15 protein-coding genes are annotated in these 16,588 nt (G+C 68.0%); 10 read left to right on the top strand and 5 right to left on the bottom strand.

Annotated elements, in window-relative coordinates; translation table 11 throughout:
• The first annotated feature begins 33 nt into the window (after window positions 1-33).
• The 7 genes from B0920_RS08945 (at window position 34) to B0920_RS08915 (ending at window position 6,446) form a co-directional block, all read left to right on the top strand.
• On the top strand, window positions 34-291 hold the full coding sequence (locus tag B0920_RS08945) for a hypothetical protein (RefSeq protein ID WP_078032162.1): 258 nt from the start codon (window positions 34-36) through the stop codon (window positions 289-291).
• A 6-nt stretch (window positions 292-297) separates the two neighbouring features.
• Complete coding sequence (locus B0920_RS08940) at window positions 298-807, top strand: DUF2589 domain-containing protein (RefSeq protein WP_078032161.1); 510 nt, start codon at window positions 298-300, stop codon at window positions 805-807.
• Window positions 808-1,025: 218 nt separating this feature from the next.
• Window positions 1,026-1,721 carry a DUF2589 domain-containing protein gene (locus tag B0920_RS08935; RefSeq protein WP_179119125.1) on the top strand — a complete coding sequence of 232 codons (696 nt, stop codon included), beginning with the start codon at window positions 1,026-1,028 and terminating at the stop codon, window positions 1,719-1,721.
• Between the two features lie 32 nt (window positions 1,722-1,753).
• Window positions 1,754-2,386: a DUF1906 domain-containing protein gene (locus B0920_RS08930; RefSeq protein WP_078032159.1), complete on the top strand. Its 633-nt coding sequence runs from the start codon at window positions 1,754-1,756 to the stop codon at window positions 2,384-2,386.
• A 79-nt stretch (window positions 2,387-2,465) separates the two neighbouring features.
• Window positions 2,466-3,074 carry a PH domain-containing protein gene (locus B0920_RS08925; protein WP_078032158.1) on the top strand — a complete coding sequence of 203 codons (609 nt, stop codon included), beginning with the start codon at window positions 2,466-2,468 and terminating at the stop codon, window positions 3,072-3,074.
• Between the two features lie 202 nt (window positions 3,075-3,276).
• Complete coding sequence (locus tag B0920_RS08920; protein ID WP_218669346.1) at window positions 3,277-5,205, top strand: CocE/NonD family hydrolase; 1,929 nt, start codon at window positions 3,277-3,279, stop codon at window positions 5,203-5,205.
• Between the two features lie 35 nt (window positions 5,206-5,240).
• The gene (locus B0920_RS08915; RefSeq protein ID WP_143745683.1) at window positions 5,241-6,446 is read left to right on the top strand and encodes a glycosyltransferase; all 1,206 of its coding nucleotides are present in this window, start codon (window positions 5,241-5,243) and stop codon (window positions 6,444-6,446) included.
• Between the two features lies 1 nt (window position 6,447).
• On the opposite strand, the gene selD is transcribed toward B0920_RS08915, so the two are convergent.
• Both selD and senB read right to left on the bottom strand, forming a co-directional pair.
• Window positions 6,448-7,506 (bottom strand): selenide, water dikinase SelD, encoded by a 1,059-nt coding sequence (gene selD / locus B0920_RS08910; protein WP_078032156.1) that lies wholly within the window; start codon window positions 7,504-7,506, stop codon window positions 6,448-6,450.
• Window positions 7,503-8,501, bottom strand: a complete 999-nt coding sequence (senB, locus tag B0920_RS08905; RefSeq protein ID WP_229455308.1) for a selenoneine biosynthesis selenosugar synthase SenB — start codon at window positions 8,499-8,501, stop codon at window positions 7,503-7,505. The genes selD and senB overlap by 4 nt, the downstream gene beginning before the upstream one ends.
• 171 nt (window positions 8,502-8,672) lie before the next feature.
• Here senB and B0920_RS08900 point away from each other — a divergent pair, with 171 nt between their 5' ends.
• A complete protein-coding gene (locus B0920_RS08900; RefSeq protein ID WP_179119124.1) occupies window positions 8,673-11,036 on the top strand; it encodes a DUF4214 domain-containing protein in 2,364 nt (787 codons plus the stop codon).
• A gap of 56 nt (window positions 11,037-11,092) precedes the next feature.
• Here the strand turns inward: B0920_RS08900 and B0920_RS08895 are convergent, their stop codons facing one another.
• Together B0920_RS08895 and B0920_RS08890 are read right to left on the bottom strand one after the other, a co-directional pair.
• Window positions 11,093-12,706 (bottom strand): DEAD/DEAH box helicase, encoded by a 1,614-nt coding sequence (locus B0920_RS08895; protein WP_078032153.1) that lies wholly within the window; start codon window positions 12,704-12,706, stop codon window positions 11,093-11,095.
• A gap of 351 nt (window positions 12,707-13,057) precedes the next feature.
• Window positions 13,058-14,398 (bottom strand): transglycosylase SLT domain-containing protein, encoded by a 1,341-nt coding sequence (locus tag B0920_RS08890; RefSeq protein ID WP_078032152.1) that lies wholly within the window; start codon window positions 14,396-14,398, stop codon window positions 13,058-13,060.
• A 366-nt stretch (window positions 14,399-14,764) separates the two neighbouring features.
• Between B0920_RS08890 and B0920_RS08885 the strand changes: the two genes are divergently transcribed.
• Both B0920_RS08885 and B0920_RS08880 read left to right on the top strand, forming a co-directional pair.
• On the top strand, window positions 14,765-15,334 hold the full coding sequence (locus B0920_RS08885) for a DUF1415 domain-containing protein (protein WP_078032151.1): 570 nt from the start codon (window positions 14,765-14,767) through the stop codon (window positions 15,332-15,334).
• Complete coding sequence (locus B0920_RS08880; RefSeq protein WP_078032150.1) at window positions 15,315-15,524, top strand: DUF1289 domain-containing protein; 210 nt, start codon at window positions 15,315-15,317, stop codon at window positions 15,522-15,524. Before B0920_RS08885 ends, B0920_RS08880 begins: the two co-directional genes overlap by 20 nt.
• Before the next feature lie 434 nt (window positions 15,525-15,958).
• Here the strand turns inward: B0920_RS08880 and B0920_RS08875 are convergent, their stop codons facing one another.
• Window positions 15,959-16,471 carry a DUF1993 family protein gene (locus B0920_RS08875; protein WP_078032149.1) on the bottom strand — a complete coding sequence of 171 codons (513 nt, stop codon included), beginning with the start codon at window positions 16,469-16,471 and terminating at the stop codon, window positions 15,959-15,961.
• Window positions 16,472-16,588: the final 117 nt, after the last annotated feature.

The raw sequence follows: 16,588 nt of genomic DNA, 5'->3' as shown, positions 1-16,588 counted from the left end.
GGCGGGCGCGCAAGCCACGCTGAAAGGAACGCCATGGACCCTCTCGAAGCTGTCATCCTGCCGCTGCCGGTCGCACTGGCGCTGACGGTGCTGGTGTTGGTGATGCTGGCGGTGAGCGCCGCCGTGATCGCGCTGCGCAAGCCCGCGCGGGTGCGCGCCCCCGACTGGGTGCACGGCCGCGACGGCCGTGCCGGCGCCGCGGGGGAGGAGGGCGAGCCGTCCTTCCGCCTCGGCCACCTGCACATCGACGGCCTGGGCCAGACCCCGCGCCGCGACCAGCGCCACGACTGACGCGCGATGTCGATCAAACTCGGCGGCCTGCTGGCCGGGATCAAGCGCGCGGTGGTCGACGCGCACCGCAGCGTCGCCACTCAGCACATGGAAGAGCTGGCCCAGTACTTCACGCCGGCGCCGGGCCAGCCGGCGGACCTGCGCTTCCCCGAAGGCCAGTGGGAACCGCGCAGCGTGGTGCTGAGGGTGCCGCACGAAACCAGCCGCAACGGCCAGGTCAGCGTCGCCCAGCGCGAGGTGCAGGTCCCCCTGATTACCCTGCTGCCCCTGCGCAGCCACGCGATCGAGCGGGTGGAATTACTCACCACCCTCGACTTCTCGTTTGCCGCGCCGCTGTCGCCCGAAGCCGCGCGCGGCGAAGCCGACCTGCCGCCCGACATCCTGGTCAATCTCGGACACCGCGGCCCGCACAGCGCCGAGGTCAAGATCGTGGTCCAGGCCGGCGAGCTGCCGCCCGGCTATGCGCGCCTGGTCGGCGCGTACGAAAAAGTACTGAACGCGCAGCTGCCTACATAGGAGTTTGCGCGGCAGAAGGAAGTTCGGCCCAAACCGCCGAGAAACCGGTAGCGTTTGGCGCTACGCGCGGCGCCAATAGTCTCGCTATTGGCTTGCGCGTACCACCAAACGCTCCTCGGTTTTCGACGGTTTTGGCTCGAACCCTTCTGCCGCGCAGACTCCGGGCGGCGGCCCACCGCGGGATGGTCTTCCCGCACCCAACCGCAAAGGAGACGAACATGGCAGACAGCATCGATGGCGGCCTGGTCAGCATGGCCCAGCAATTTTCCGGCTTGCCGATGGATTCCCTCATCGGCGGGCCGCTGCAGGCCGCCGCGAGCGCGCAGCAGGGCCTGGCGATGACCCAGACCCAGTACATCCTGAACACCGGCTTCAACCAGACCCGCGACGCCAGCGGCAACATCACCTACACGCCGATCACCGCCACCATCGCCATGGGCCAGAGCCAGCCCGTGATCGGCGCCGACGGCAGCGTCAGCACCGCCAACTCCCAGCTGAACGTCGACTTCCCCCTGATCACCATGGTGCCCATCCCCTCGCTGGCGGTGACCTCGGTGGACGTCAGCTTCGACATGGAGGTCAAGTCCAGCTACACCCACGAAACCGACGCCGAATCGTCCTCGCACACCCAGGAACAGGGTTCCTTCGACGCCAAGGCGAGCTGGGGCTGCTTCTCGGTCGAGGTCAAGGGCTCGGTCTCGCACGACAATTCCCAGTCGAATTCGGACAAGCAGACCTACCAGAAGAGCAACGACGCCAAGTACCATGTCGAGGTGAAGGCCGAGCAGCAACCCATTCCCGAAGGTATCAAGATGATCCTCGACATGTTCAGCAAGAACATGACGATGAAGCCCATCATCGCCAACGGCGGCAACAACGCCACGCCCATCCCGGCGCCGGCGCCGCACGGCTGAGCCGCAGCCAAGCCGAGGGAAGGGGAGAGGGCATGGCGGTACTCCAGGGCTTCGACACGGCGCTCGACGTGGGCCGCCATGCCGCGTCGCTGCGTGCGCAGGGCATGGACTTCGTGATCCGCTATTACAGCCACGACACGGCCAAGAACCTCGGCCCCGCCGAGGCGCGCAGCCTGTGCGGCGCCGGCCTGCGCCTCGGGGCGGTATGGGAAAGCGCCGGCACCCACGCCGGCTATTTCTCGCGCCAGCAAGGCCTGCAGGACGCCAGCGACGCCCTGCGCCAGGCGCGCGCGCTCGGACAGCCGCCCGGCAGCGCGATCTATTTCGCGGTCGACTACGACGCCAGCCGGGCCGACGTCGACGGCCCGATCGCGGACTATTTCGGCGCCCTGCGCGCGGCGCTCAATGGCGCGGCGGGCTACCGCATCGGGGTGTACGGTTCGGGCCTGTGCTGCGGCGCCATGGTCGACCGCGGCCTGGCGGCCCTGAGCTGGCTGGCCCAGTCGCGCGGCTATTGCGGCAGCCAGGCCTATGCCCAGGCCATGCGCTACGACCTGATCCAGTCGCTGGGCGCCCGCATCAGCGTCGACGGCGCGCCGCTCGACATCGATCCGGACGCCAGCCATCCGGAGCGCGACCCGGGCCTCTTCATGCTGGCTGCATGAGGCCTGGCGGGCCCGCGCTTGGGAGATTGTTTTCTCATCCAGGAGTGCTAAGGTGAGTGCTTTCGACAAGGGGGCGTTCATGTTCAAGAAACTAGCGGCGGAAGCACTGGGCATCAGCGACATCGGGGTCATCGTCGGGCCCGCGGACTACAACAAGGTCGACGCCGACGACTACCTGTTCAGCGAAGACGGCGAGCAGATCTTTTTTCTCATCAAGAGCAAGAAGGACGAGTACTGCTTCACCAACCTGGCGCTGATCCACGTCGACGGCGACTCGGCGGTGTCCTCGAAGCGCTCGATCAAGCGCTACGAATATTCCTCTCACTACATTTCAAAAGTCAGCATCGAGACGGCGGGCACGCTGGACATGGACATCGAACTCAAGTTCAGCCTGGACGGCACGCCGTTCTCGATCGACGTCAAGAAGTCCTATATCGAACAGCTCAAGGACATCTACAAGGCCTTGATCACCATCGGCAAGCAGCAAAAGCGCGACGAGGTGGCGCGCGACAACGCCCTGCGCGCGCTCGAGGCCACGGCCTCGGTGCACAAGCTCAACATCGCCTCGGCCGAGGGCGGGTTGGTGAGCCACTACGGTGAGCTGCTGTCGGCCCTGAATACGGCCATGCTCGACACCTATACCAAGCGCGATTTCAGCGACGTGTTCGCCAAGTACATTCACAACTAGTCCCCTCAATCGCCGGGCCAAACTATTCCGGCGTCCGCTCTTTCGCCCTTGCCGGCACCCTCGGGTCGCCAGCAGGGCGTGCTCGCGCCCTCGGGCCGCGTCGAAATCGCTTTGCGGTTTGCGCCGGATGGCATATATTTCTGTTTGCGCATATTTTTCCAAATATGAAAATATGCCGCTTCGACCGCTACCGGAGACGTCCATGACCTACCGCGACAGCACCGTGTCACCCATCCTTCTTGCTTCGGCCTCGGCCTTGGCCCTGGCCCTAGGCCTGGTCTCCGGCTCGGCATGGGCGCAGGAGGGGACGCAGGAGCGGGGCGCTGCCAGCTTGCAGACGGCGCAGCCGGGCGGCTCGCGCGCCCAGCCCTGGACCATGCGCGAGGAGATGGTCCCCATGCGCGACGGCGTACGATTGCGAACCCGGATCTTCGTCCCTAGGAACCACAAGGAGCCGCTGCCCTTCCTCTTCCTGCGCACGCCCTATGGCATCGACGATTCCGCCGAGGCGCTGGCGACCCGCTACAAGGAACTGGGCGAGGACGGCTACATCGTGGTGTTCCAGGACCTGCGCGGCAAGTTCGGCTCGGAAGGCGAATTCCTCATGCTGCGCCCGGCGCGCACGGCGGGCGACCACCAGGCCCTCGACGAGGGCACCGACGCCTGGGACAGCATCGCCTGGCTGCTGAAGAACGTGCCCGACAATAACGGCCGGGTCGGCATGCTCGGCAATTCCTACCTGGGCTGGACTGCCGTCATGGCCAGCCTCGAACCGCACCCGGCACTCAAGGCCATCGCCCCCATGGCCTCGCCGGCCGACATGTGGATGGGCGACGACTTTTTCCACAACGGGGCCTTCCGCCTGAGCTATGGCTTCGAGTACGCCTATATGATGGAAAGCGGGAAGGGCAGCGCCCAGTTCCCCTTCGACCGCTACGACACCTACACCTGGTACCTGGGCCTGGGCCCGCTGTCCACCGTGAAGCAGCGGGTCTTCGGGGACAGGATCGCGACCTGGAACGATTTCGCGGCCCACCCGGACTACGACGGCTTCTGGAAGCGGCGCGCCTTCGCCAGCCAGGTGCAGGAGGTGAAGGTGCCGACGCTGAACGTGGCCGGCTGGTGGGACCAGGAGGATTTCTACGGGCCGATGAAGATCTACCAGACCCTGGAAGCGCGCGACCGGCGCGGCCTGAACCGCCTGGTGGTCGGCCCCTGGAAGCACGGTGGCGCGCGCTTCGGGCAGGGCGACTCGCTCGGCGCGATCGGCTTCGACAGCGCCACCGCCAAGTACTACCGCGAACAGATCGAAGTGCCCTGGTTCGCCTACCACCTGAAGGACCGGGGCACGCTCGACCTGCCCGAGGCCCTGACCTTCGAAGCCGGCAGCAACCGCTGGCGCCGCTGGGACGCCTGGCCGCCGAAGAGCGGCCTCGAGACCCGCAGGCTCTACTTCGGCCCCGAGCGCAGCCTGTCCTTCGCTCCGCCCAGGGAAGAGGGTGCGCGCTTCGACAGCTACCTGTCGGATCCGGCCCACCCCGTGCCCTACCGGCAGCGGCCGATCCAGGCGACCTACTTCCCGGGCGGCTCGGGCTGGTCGACCTGGCTGGTGGAAGACCAGCGTTTCGTCGACGGACGGCCGGACGTGCTGAGCTGGGAAAGCGCGCCGCTCGAGGCCGACCTCACCATCGCCGGCGAGGTGAAGGCCCAGCTGTTCGCCTCCACCACCGGCAGCGACGCGGACTGGGTGGTCAAGCTGATCGACGTCTATCCCGAGCACATGAGCAGCAACTGGGCGATGTCGGGCTACCAGCTGATGGTATCGAGCGAAGTCTTTCGCGGGCGCTACCGCCGCAGCTTCGAGCAGCCGGAGGCGATCGCGCCGGGCGCGGTGCTCGCCTATCCCTTCAGCCTGCACACCCAGAACTACACCTTCCGCAAGGGCCACCGCATCATGGTGCAGGTGCAGAGCAGCTGGTTCCCGCTCATCGACCGCAATCCGCAGACCTTCGTGCCCAACATCTTCGAGGCCAAGGCGGGCGACTTCCGGGTCGCGACCCACCGCATCTACCGTTCGGCGCGCTATCCATCCCACGTCAGCGTCCAGGTGCCGGCGCCTGCGCCGCGCTAAGCCGCCAGCCGCGGCGCTGCGTTACACTGCCGGCCATGGCGCACATTTCATTCTGCTGGGAGTTGGGCGGCGGCCTGGGACACGCGGGCCGCATCCGCGCGCTGGCGCTTCCCCTGATCGCGCGCGGGCACCGCGTGAGCCTGGTCCTGCGCGACCTGGTGCTGCCGCGCAGGCTGCTGGCCGAGCTTGGGCTGCCAGCCTTGCAGGCGCCGCTGTGGCTGCATTCGGTATCCGGCTTGCCGCCCCAGCCGGCCAGCCTGGCCGAGATCCTGCTCGGCTGCGGCTATCTCGATCCCGATGGCCTGGCCGGCCTGTGCGGCGGCTGGCGCGCGCTGTTCGAGCGCGACCGCCCCGACCTGATCGTGGCCGACTACGCACCGACGGCCCTGCTGGCCGCGCGCAGCCTGGGCTTGCGCAGCGCCGCCGTCGGCCCCGGCTTTTCGGTGCCGCCCGCCGCCGCGCCCTTGCCCCAGTTCGCGCTGCAGGGCGAGGTCGCGCCCGCGCGCCTGGCGGCGGCCGAGGCGCGCCTGCTGGCGAGCGCCAACGCCGTGCTGGACGAGCAAAGCGCCGCGCCGCTCGCCCACGCCTGCGACCTGCTGCGCGGCGACGACACCCTGCTGTGCACCTGGCCGGAACTCGATCACTACGGCCGCACGGCGACGACCGAATGGCTGGGACCGAATTTGCCTGCGGATACCGGCGTGGCTCCGGACTGGCCCGGCGGCCAGGGCCCGCGCGCATTCGTCTATTTTCCCCAGCCCGCGCCCGAGCAGCCCGACTGCCTGGCGGCGCTGCTGCGCCAGGGTTGCCGGGTGCTGTGCTACATGCCGGCGGTCGCCGCGGGCAAGCCGCCGCCGCTGACGCATGCGGCGCTGCGCTATGCGCATGCGCCGGTGGCGCTGCGGCGGGCATTCGAGGATTGCGCCCTGTTCGTCGGCATGGCAGGCGAGGCCAGCGTGACGCGCGCGCTGCTGGGCGGCGTGCCGGCGCTGCTGCTGCCGCATTCGGCGGAAAGCTTTCTGCTGGCGCGCCGTGTGCGCCAGCTTGGCGCCGGCATCAATGCGCGCGAGTTCGCCCCGGCGGCGGGGCAGGGGCGGGATTGGGACGGGATGGTGCGCGCGCTGCTCGGTGGGGCGCGCCATCGCGCGGTGGCGCAGGACTTCGCCCGGCGCTACCGCGGCTACCAGGACGGCGAGCAGGCCGCGCTCGTCGCGGCCCGGCTGGAAGCGCTGCTGCCCTGACTCAGGCGACGCGCACGCGCCCGCCCGGCGAGCCGGCTTCCATGCGGCCGATCACGGCGGCCTCGCCGAAGCCTTCGCGGCGGAACAGGTCGAGCACCGCGTCCACCGAACCCGGATCGCAGGAGACCAGCAGGCCGCCCGAGGTCTGGGGGTCGGTCAGCAGGGCGCGCTGGGCGTCGCTGATGCCGGCGTCCAGCGCCACGTCCTTGCCATAGGCGTCCCAGTTGCGGCCGGACGCGCCGGTGAAATACCCGTCGTGGGCCAGTTGCAGCACGCCGGGCAGCAGCGGCACGGCGCCCATGTCCAGCTGGGCCGACAGTCCGGCGCCGCGCGCCAGTTCCAGCAGGTGGCCCAGCAGGCCGAAGCCGGTCACGTCGGTCAGGGCGTGTACGCCCGGCATGTCGGCCAGCAGGCGGCCCGGCTTGTTCAGCTTGGTGGTGTTGGCGATCATGGCGGCATAGCCTTCGGCGCCCAGCACGTCCTTCTTGAGCGCCGCCGACAGCACGCCCACGCCCAGCGGCTTGCCCAGCACCAGCAGGTCGCCGGCCCTGGCGTCGGCGTTGCGCTTGACCTTGGAGGGATGCACCAGGCCCATCACCACCAGGCCGTAGATCGGCTCGACCGAATCGATGGTGTGGCCGCCGGCGATCGGGATGCCGGCTTCGGCGCACACCGATTCGCCGCCACGGATGATCTGGCCGATGGTCTCCAGCGGCAGCTTGTTGATCGGCATGCCGACCAGGGCCAGGGCCATGATCGGCGTGCCGCCCATCGCGTACACGTCGGAGATGGCGTTGGTGGCGGCGATGCGGCCGAAGTCGAAGGGATCGTCGACGATGGGCATGAAGAAGTCGGTGGTGGCGATCAGGGCCTGCTCGTCGTTGAGCTTGTAGACGGCGGCGTCGTCCGCCGTCTCGATGCCCACCATCAGCTCCTTCGGCACCGGGAAGCCGCTCGACTTCTGCAGGATCTCGGCCAGCACGCCGGGCGCGATCTTGCAGCCGCAGCCGCCGCCGTGGGAGAAGGAGGTGAGTTTGATGGGTTGGTCGCTGGTGCTCATGTCTGTTCCTGGTTCTCGGGTTGTTCGTGCGCGCTGCGCAGCAGATTATCCACCAAGTCGCGCAGCGCCGCTTGCTCGGCCTGCGGCGCGAACAGCGGGGCGCGGGCGGCGCACTGGCGGCGCAGGGTGTCGTAAAAGGGCGCGTCGGCGATGCTGCGCTCGATCAGGCGCGCCAGCGCCGCGGCGTCGCCCGGATCGAAATAGCCGGCGTAGTCCTCGCCCAGCATGCCGCGATTGCCCTCGATGCGGGACGCCAGCACTGGCACGCCGCAGGTCACCGCCTCGATGATCACGTTGGCGCCGCCTTCCATCCGGGAGGCGATCACCATCGCGTGGCAGCGCTTGAGGCGCTGGCGCGCCTCGGCGTGGGGCAGGGCGCCCAGCCAGCGGTAGCGCGGCGTGGCCAGCATGGCGGCCTGGGCGGCCTCGCCCAGCGCCGGATCGAGGGCGCCGCCGATGTGCAGCAGGCGCGCGCGCGGGTCCTGGACCAGTGCGGCGGCGCGCATGTAGGTCAGCGGATCTTTTTCCGCGCGCAGGTGGCCGATCATGCACAGGTCGAGGTGGCGCCGCGTCGCGGGCGGCCGCCAGGGCCGCAGAGCAGGCGCCGACTGGTGGATCACGTGCGCCTTGGCGCGCAGCGCTGGCGCGAGGCGGGACAGGCCGGCCTCCTGGAGCAGCACCATGGCGCCCGCGTGCGCCAGCGAGGCCTGGGCCTCGGGCGAGTCCTCGATGTCGCGGTACAGGTCGGTGCCGGTCAGCACCAGCACCGAGGGGCGCTCCGGGTGGGCCTGGGAGAAGGCCGCCAGCGAGGCGGCGGAGCGGCGCGCGTGCAGGGCGATCAGGAGGTCCGGGGCCGGATCGGCTGGGCTCCAGTGGCCGGCGATGGCGACCTCGTAGCGTCCGCGCAGGAAACGCGCCCAGCGGCTGGCGGTCTGCCAGTTGCCGTTGTTGTCCCGCGCACGGGCGGGGCTGACGATGAGGATACGTGTGCGCACTGCGGTCGACTCCAGTGAGGCCGGGTCCGGAAGAGCGCGATTATACGCGCGCGCCGGCATCCTACCTGCGCTGCATAAAATCGCGCCTGGCGCTGCCGAAGCCCGGTTCGCGCAAGCTTTTACATGGATGAGTGTGTCATCATCCCGCGACCGTTTCCACCTCGACGTCCCATGCCAATTCGCCACCTTTTCCTGGCCTTGCTGTCCGCCGTCCTGCTCGCCGCCTGCGGCGGCGGGGAAGCCGAGACGCCGGCCTCCCAGCCCCGCAGCCTGGCCGCGGTGACCAGCAGCCTGCATACCTTCACCGGGCTGCGCGCCAATTATCGGATCTCGCCCAGCGGCAGCGGCTACCTGGTCGAAGACCTGGTCAAGGGCGGCCCCGGCGTGGCCGTGCCGCGCAGCGCGCACCTGCGCTTCGCCGACGCCACCCTGTCCCCCGACACCGACGGCGTCGCCGGGCAGGTTTACCGCCTCTACCAGGCGGCCTTCGCGCGCACGCCCGACCCGGCCGGCGTCGGCTACTGGATCGACGCGCTGGCGCGCGGCGCCAGCATCGATGCGGTCGCCCAAGCCTTCACCCAGTCCGACGAATATAGGTCGGTCTATGGCGGCGCGCCCACCAACCGCGCGGTCGTCGAGCGCTATTACCTGAACGTGCTCGGGCGCGCCGGCGAGCCTGCCGGCATCGCCTTCTGGACCGATGCGCTCGACCGCGCGGCGGCGACCCGCGCCTCGGTGCTGGCCGGCTTCAGCGAGAGCCTCGAAAACCAGGCGGTGGTGGCGGCGGCCATCCGCGGCGGCGTCCTGTTCGTGGAGCCCGGCGTCAGCTATGTGCCGGCCGCCCACGCCGGACGCGCGCTCACGGTGTCGACCGGCGACGTGGTGACCCTGGACGGCCGGCAGAGCACCGTCAGCAGCAACCGCCAGATCAGCTATGCCTGGACCCTGAGCGCCCGGCCGGAGGGCAGCAACGCGACCCTGGTCCAGGCCGGCAGCGCTCGGCCGGCCTTCCGCGCCGACAAGCCGGGCAATTACGAAGCCTCGCTGACCGTCAGCGACGGCGTCGCCACCAGCGCCGTGTCCAAAGTGGCGATCGTCGCCACCTGGAAGCCGGACGACGCCGCGCTGCCGGCGAACGGCAACTTCGTCTACCTCGAGAGCGATGGCGGCGACTACATCGGCGGCGGCGGCCAGCGCCTGTACACGGGCGCCGACAGCCTGCTGAGCGTGAGCCCGCTCGGGGCCGGGCTGCAGTTGCGCGTGACCGGCGACGACAACTGGGACGGCCAGTTCGTCGGCATGAACACGCTCACCCGGCTGCAGCCGGGCTACTATGCCGGGCTGACCCGCTATCCCTTCCACGACCCGGCGCGCGGCGGCCTGTCGTGGAGCGGCGAAGGGCGCGGCTGCAACCAGCTCACCGGCTGGTTCGCGATCGACAGCATCAGCTACCAGGGCACGGCCATCACCGCCGTCGACCTGCGCTTCGAACAGCACTGCGAGGGCGGCGTGCCCGCCCTGCGTGGCCGGGTGCGATGGAGCGCCGCCGACTCGACGGCGCCGCCGGGGCCGGGCACGCCGCCGGCCGGGTTGTGGCAGCCGGCCAGCGGCGCCACACCCTCGTCCGGCAACTACATCTACCTGGAGAGCACCCAGGGCGATTACATCGGTGGCGGCGGGGTCTACACCTACACCCAGGCCAACGCCAGCATGAGCATCGCGGGCAGCGGCGCCCAGGTCAACGTGCGGGTCGAGGGCGACGAGGACTGGCGGGGCGAATTCGTCGGCATGTCGAGCCTGGCGCAGCTCAAGACCGGCTTTTACGGCGCGCTGCAGCGCTACCCCTTCCATAACCCTGCGCGCGGCGGGCTGTCCTGGAGCGGGGAGGGGCGTGGCTGCAACCAGTTGCTGGGCTGGATGGTGGTCGACCATGTGGCCTATTCGGGCGGCACGATGACCGCGCTCGACCTGCGCTTCGAACAGCGTTGCGAGGGCGGCGCTTCTGCGCTGCACGGCAAGATCCGCTGGCGCGCCGGCGACACCACGGCGCCGCCCGGACCGGTGGCGCCGCCGCCGGCGGGCCTGTGGCGGCCCGCGGCGGGCGCCACCCCGACCAGCGGCAACTACGTCTACCTGGAGAGCTCACCCGGCGACTACATCGGCGGCGGCGCGACGCGCACCTTCACCGACGCCAACGCGACGCTCGCGCTGAGCGCGGTCGGCGCGCGCCTGGTCCTGAACATCGGCGGCGCGAGCTGGTACAGCGGCGACTTCGCCGGCATGAACTCGCTGACCCAGCTGCAGCCGGGCTATTACGGCGACCTGCGCCGCTATCCCTTCCACAATCCGGTGAAGGGCGGCCTGAGCTTCAGCGGGGATGGCCGCGGCTGCAACACACTCATCGGCTGGTTCGTGATCGACAAAATCAGTTTCGTGCAGGGTGTGCTGGCCGACGTCGACCTGCGCTTCGAGCAGCGCTGCGAAGGCGCCATGGCGCCGCTGCGCGGCCGGGTGCGCTGGAGCGCGCCGGGCTGAGGCGCCAATGAAAAACGGCTGCCCGAGGGCAGCCGTTCTGGTTGATGCGAGGGCGATCAGTCGCCGAAGGTGCGGCGCGCGCCTTCCATCGAGCGCGGGTGCGCGCCCTTGTAGCCGCCTTCGCGGCGCTGGCCGTCACGCGGGGCGCGGTCGGCGAAGGCCGGGCGGCGCTGGGCGTCGCGCTGCTCGCCGTGGCGCGGCGCGCCTTCGCGCGGGCCACGATCGGCAAAGCGGTTCGGGTGCTGCGGACGCTCGGCCTGGCCGGCTTCGCGCGGACCACGGTCGGCGAAGCGGCTTTCGTACTGCGGACGCTCGCCCTGGCCTTCACGCGGGGCGCGGTCGGCGTACTGCGGACGCTCGTAGCCGCCGGTACGCGGACCCGAGGGCTTGCCGAAGCTGCGCTGGCCCGGCTTGCCGTGACGGCCGTCGCCCGGCTTCCAGCCTGCTCGCGCAGGCGCGGGAGCGCGCTTCGGCTCGAAGCCTTCCACCACGTCGACCGGGATCGGCTGGCGGGTGAAGCGCTCGATGCGGCGCACGTTCATGCCTTCGGCGTGGTTCACCAGCGAGATCGCGATGCCGTTGCGGCCGGCGCGGCCGGTACGGCCGATGCGGTGCACGTAGTCCTCGGGGAACTTCGGCAGGTCGTAGTTCACCACGTGGGTGATGTTCGGCACGTCGATGCCGCGCGCGGCGACGTCGGTCGCCACCAGCACCTTGACCCGGCCCTTGCGCAGGCTGTCCAGGGTGCGGTTGCGCGCGCCCTGGTGCATGTCGCCATGCAGGGCGGCGGCGGCGAAGCCGGCGATGTTCAGGCGGTCGGCGATCATGTCGGCGTCACGCTTGGTGGCGGTGAACACCACGGCCTGGTCCAGCGTGTCGTCGCGCAGCAGATGGTCGAGCAGGCGGTTCTTGTGCGACAGGTCGTCGACGAAGTGCACCTTCTGCACGATGTTCTCGTGGCGCTGGGTCGCGCTGGCGATCTGGATCACCATCGGGTCCTTGGTGATGCGGCGCGCCATGTTGCCCACCACGCCGTCCAGGGTGGCCGAGAACAGCATGGTCTGGCGGCTGTCCGGGGTCGCGGCGACGATCTTCTCGATGTCTTCGATGAAGCCCATGTCCAGCATGCGGTCGGCCTCGTCCAGCACCAGGATCTCGAGCTGGGAGAAGTCGATCTTGCCCGACTCCATGTGGTCGATCAGGCGGCCCGGGGTCGCGACCAGGACTTCAGGGTTCTTGGCCAGCAGCTGCATCTGTTTCGGATAGGGCATGCCGCCAAGGATCGAGACGGTGCGGATGCGGCGCATGTGCGCGGTGTACTGCTCGGTCGCGGTGGTCACCTGCAGGGCCAGCTCGCGGGTCGGGGTCAGGACCAGCATTTTCGGCTGGGCCGGCTTGAAACGGACGCGTTCGCCGCGTGCGCGGGCCGACTGCGCTTCTTGCGCAGGGGTCTTGGCTGCGGGCGCGGCTTCGCTGCTCGCCAGCTGGTGCAGGGCCGGCAGCATGAACGCCGCGGTCTTGCCCGAACCGGTTTGCGAGGAGACCAGCAGGTCGCGGCCGGCGATGGCGGCAGGGATGGCCTGCTCCTGGACCGGGGTCGGGTTGGTGTAACCCGTGTCGGCCACTGCCTTGACGATAGCTGCGTGTAAGCCTAGTGCTTCAAAACTCATTGTGTTCTAACTCTTTCGGAATAAATCATGCGCGCTCGCGCTTGGAAAGCGAACGCAAAAAAGCAACGCGAACCGACAAACGAAATGACTCAGAAATGAAAGAAATTTCGGCACAAAAGCTTTGCGCCGGGACTGTGTCTGACAACGACACGCAGGGCGGAGGGCTTTATGGGAGGCGCTCGAAAGAGCCGCCTGGGTTTGCGATGCTGCTATGGGTTAGTGATAACCGGTGCGCTGACGCCGTGCTTCGTTGACGGATTCTTGCAGCGCACAAACCGTACTATACAGGTTTTTCGTAAAGCGTGCACGCACCCGGCCGCGGCCGTGTGCGTTCTTGCTCTAGTGTCAAGCTCAGCGGCGCTTGCGCTGGGAACTGGTGTTGCGCGACTTCTTGGTGCTGGTCACGCCGGCCTTGGTCTTGAAGCGCTGGTTGCCGGACAGCTTGCCCTTGCGCGCCGTGCGCTCCGCCTCGAAGGCCACCACCGCATTGTCGATGATGTTCTCGGCGATGTCGCTGTGCGCATTGGCCGAGGTCTTGGGCACCAGGATGGTCGAACCGGCCTTGAGCACGGTGCGGTCCGGGATGTTGTTGGCCTGGCGGATGACTTCCGGCGTGGTGCCGAACTTCGAGGCCAGCGAGGCGATGCTGACCTTGGCGCTGGTGATGGTGTGGGTGGTCCAGGACGAGAGCGCCTTGCCGAACTGGGCCAGGTTGACCTGGAATTTCTCGGCGTTTTCCTTGGGCAGCAGGATCTTGGTCTTTTCGCCGCCGGTGATGACCGGCTTCTTGAACTGTGGGTTCAGGGCCTTGAATTCGTCGATCGACATCTCGGCCAGCTGGGCCGCGACCGCGAGGTCGATGTCGCTGGTCTTGTCGACCGCGGTGAAGTAGGGCTGGTTGTCGATCGCCGGCAGCGCGACGCCGAACTGGTTGGGGGCCGCCACGATGTTCTTGACCGCCTGCAGCTTGGGCACGTAGTTGCGGGTCTCGGCGGGCATCAGCTCGGCCAGGCTCTCGAAGTCGGTCGGCTTGCCGGCCGCCTGGTTCTTCTTGATGGCGCGCTGAACATTGCCCTCGCCCCAGTTATACGCAGCCAGGGCCAGGTGCCAGTCGCCGAACATGGTGTACAGGCGCTGCAGGTAGGTGAGGGCGGCGTCGGTCGAGGCCAGCACGCCGCGGCGCTCGTCCTTGAACATGTTCTGCTTGAGGTCGAAATCCTTGCCGGTGCCCGGCACGAACTGCCAGATGCCGGCCGCGTTGGCGCTCGACAAGGCCTGCGGATTGAAGGCCGATTCGATCACCGGCAGCAGGGCCAGTTCGGTCGGCATGCCGCGCTTTTCCAGCTCCTGCACCACGTGGTAGAGGTAGAGCGAGGCGCGGCCCGAGATGCGCGCCAGGTAGTCCGGGCGGGCGCTGTACCACTGGGCGTGGCGGTTGACCAGGTTGTTGTCGACGTCGGGAATCGCGTAGCCGCTGCGGATACGGGCCCAGAGGTCGGTTTCACGGTATTCGTCGGCCTTGATGTCCGTCTTGAGCGGCGCCAGGGCCTGCGGCAGAACGGGACGGGCGTTTGCGGCGGCTCCCGCCTGCAGGGCGGGTGCGGACGGCGTATCCATCGCTTGACTCAGGGGAGCGGCGGCCAGGAGGGCCAGCGCTGCCAGGGCTGCGGTGTGGCGTGTCGTGTCGTGCATAGCGTGTCCAGTGTTGCGTCCAGGAACGAACGGACGAGAATCAAGAGGGCAGTGTACGGATGAATTCGCGAGTCAGTCAAGAAATAATCCGCCGCCGTTACAAAAATCCCTGCCTTGGTCATTTTCGCAATTTGACATCATATAAACAGATGATGCCGGGAGTATCTGGAATTTTCCCGTTTTTTGGCCCCGTGCGGGCCTCCTTTTCGCGCATACCGGTGGGGGTATGGCGAAGGGGGGCGGCCTCGCAGCACAGGCTCATCTACTGATGAACCTTATCCTTGCCAGCCTGTCAATCTATGAGGGGGCGCAAAGAGTGCGTACAATCCGGGGTCTGCCGTACGCACCGTTTTTAGAAAGTTCCACATGAGCACTGCCAACCTGAATGCGGACGATGAGGCCATCATCGCCGCGACCCGCCGCTGGCTGGAGCGGGCCGTCATCGGCCTGAATCTCTGCCCCTTCGCCAAATCGGTCTACGTCAAGGAGCAGGTGCGTTACGTCGTCTCGAACGCCACCACGCCCGAGGCCCTGCTCGAAACCCTGATGGACGAGCTGCAGCGCCTGTCGGATACCGATCCCGAGCAGGTCGATACGACCCTGCTGATCCATCCCTTCGTGCTGAACGATTTCGAGGATTACAACGAATTCCTGGACGTGGCCGATGCGGCCGTCGAGGACATGCAGCTCGAGGGCGAGCTGCAGGTGGCCAGTTTCCACCCGCACTACCAGTTCGCCGACACCGACGTGAACGACATTTCGAACTACACCAACCGCGCGCCTTACCCCATCCTGCACCTGCTGCGCGAGGACAGCATCGCCCGGGCGGTGGAAGCCTTCCCGGATGCGGCCGATATTTTCGAGAAGAATATCGACACCATGGAAAAGCTCGGCCATGAAGGCTGGGACAAGCTCGATGTCGGCCCCGCGCGCTGAGGCCGGCGCACCGCCGGAACGGCCCGACACGCCTTGCGTGGCGGTGTGCTCGACCACCTTCGACGAGGTATGCCGCGGCTGCGGGCGGACCGTCGCCGAGGTGGCGAACTGGGTCTCGATGAGCAAGGAACAGAAGGAAGTGGTGTGGCAGCGGATTCTGGCGCAGGGGTATCCGCGCAGGAATACCTGACGGCTGGGCTTGGACGGGTCGGCCGATCGCTCACCCTGCCGGCGCGCCGGTAGAAAGTGCGCGCAGCCGCGCGGCGTCATTCACCAGCCGGCTTCGGAACGTCATCCCTGAAGTCCGCGCAGCCGCGCGACCATATTCTCCAGCCGGCTCCGGAACGTCATCCCGGAAGTCCGTGCAGCAGCGCGGCCACATTCGCCAGCCGGCCCGGAACGTCACCTCGAAAGTCCGCGCAGCCGCGCGGCGTCATTCACCAGCCATCCTCAGAACGTCATCCCGGCGAAGGCCGGGATCCAAGTTTATTCGCGCAGTCGTGCGAGCAAACTTGGATTCCGGCCTTCGCCGGAATGACGTTCTACGGCTAACTGACTAGCGTGCTGAAGCTAACTTGTTAGCGTGCTCAGGTTAACTTAGTAAATGGACTGCGTCCGTTTCCGTTACTCGTACTGCCCGATATAGTCCTTCTTCCCGATCGGCACCCCGTTATGCCGCAGAATCGCATACGAGGTGGTCACGTGGAAGAAGAAATTCGGCAGCGCGAAGCGCGTCACGTACGACTGCCCATTCGGGAAATGCCGCGCCCGCTCGCCCGTACCGTGGGTGATCGCGCGCGTATCCCCCGCGTTCACCTCCGCCTCCGCCACGCTGTCGATGAAACCGAGAGTCTTGGTGATGCGTTGCTGCAGCTCGGAGAAAGTGCCTTCGTTATCCTCGTAGCTCGGCACCGGCACGCCGGCCAGGCGCGCGGTCGTGCCCTTGGCGAAGTCGGCGGCGATCTGCACCTGGCGCACCAGCGGGAACATGTCCGGGAACAGGCGCGCCTGGAGCAGGGCGTCCGGCTCGATGCGGTGTTCCTGGGCGTGGGCTTCGGCCTTCTCCAGCACCGCGGCCAGGCTGTTCAGGATCTGGCGGAAGACCGGCACGGTGGCCGCATACATGGTCATGCTCATGGGTTTCTCCTTCGAAAGAATTCAATCATAACAAGTCTTGTCGCGCCGTGCAGACACACTGCACCGCGCCAGGCCTGTGAACCGCTAGCTATATGGCATAGTTAGTGACGCACGGAA

Origin of the sequence: Massilia sp. KIM, assembly GCF_002007115.1 — a bacterium.
GTDB lineage: Bacteria > Pseudomonadota > Gammaproteobacteria > Burkholderiales > Burkholderiaceae_D > Telluria.
Note: the sequence above shows the minus strand (reverse complement) of the source record. Positions and strands in the feature narration are given on the sequence as shown.

Bases quoted from the DNA above. Each gene is read 5' to 3' on its own strand.
- B0920_RS08875 (WP_078032149.1), bottom strand. From the start codon at position 16,471: ATGAGCATGACCATGTATGCGGCCACCGTGCCGGTCTTCCGCCAGATC.
- B0920_RS08930 (WP_078032159.1), top strand. From the start codon at position 1,754: ATGGCGGTACTCCAGGGCTTCGACACGGCGCTCGACGTGGGCCGCCAT.
- B0920_RS08940 (WP_078032161.1), top strand. From the start codon at position 298: ATGTCGATCAAACTCGGCGGCCTGCTGGCCGGGATCAAGCGCGCGGTG.
- B0920_RS08925 (WP_078032158.1), top strand. From the start codon at position 2,466: ATGTTCAAGAAACTAGCGGCGGAAGCACTGGGCATCAGCGACATCGGG.
- B0920_RS08895 (WP_078032153.1), bottom strand. From the start codon at position 12,706: ATGAGTTTTGAAGCACTAGGCTTACACGCAGCTATCGTCAAGGCAGTG.
- B0920_RS08935 (WP_179119125.1), top strand. From the start codon at position 1,026: ATGGCAGACAGCATCGATGGCGGCCTGGTCAGCATGGCCCAGCAATTT.
- B0920_RS08890 (WP_078032152.1), bottom strand. From the start codon at position 14,398: ATGCACGACACGACACGCCACACCGCAGCCCTGGCAGCGCTGGCCCTC.
- B0920_RS08920 (WP_218669346.1), top strand. From the start codon at position 3,277: ATGACCTACCGCGACAGCACCGTGTCACCCATCCTTCTTGCTTCGGCC.
- B0920_RS08915 (WP_143745683.1), top strand. From the start codon at position 5,241: ATGGCGCACATTTCATTCTGCTGGGAGTTGGGCGGCGGCCTGGGACAC.
- B0920_RS08945 (WP_078032162.1), top strand. From the start codon at position 34: ATGGACCCTCTCGAAGCTGTCATCCTGCCGCTGCCGGTCGCACTGGCG.
- selD (WP_078032156.1), bottom strand. From the start codon at position 7,506: ATGAGCACCAGCGACCAACCCATCAAACTCACCTCCTTCTCCCACGGC.
- B0920_RS08880 (WP_078032150.1), top strand. From the start codon at position 15,315: ATGTCGGCCCCGCGCGCTGAGGCCGGCGCACCGCCGGAACGGCCCGAC.
- B0920_RS08900 (WP_179119124.1), top strand. From the start codon at position 8,673: ATGCCAATTCGCCACCTTTTCCTGGCCTTGCTGTCCGCCGTCCTGCTC.
- B0920_RS08885 (WP_078032151.1), top strand. From the start codon at position 14,765: ATGAGCACTGCCAACCTGAATGCGGACGATGAGGCCATCATCGCCGCG.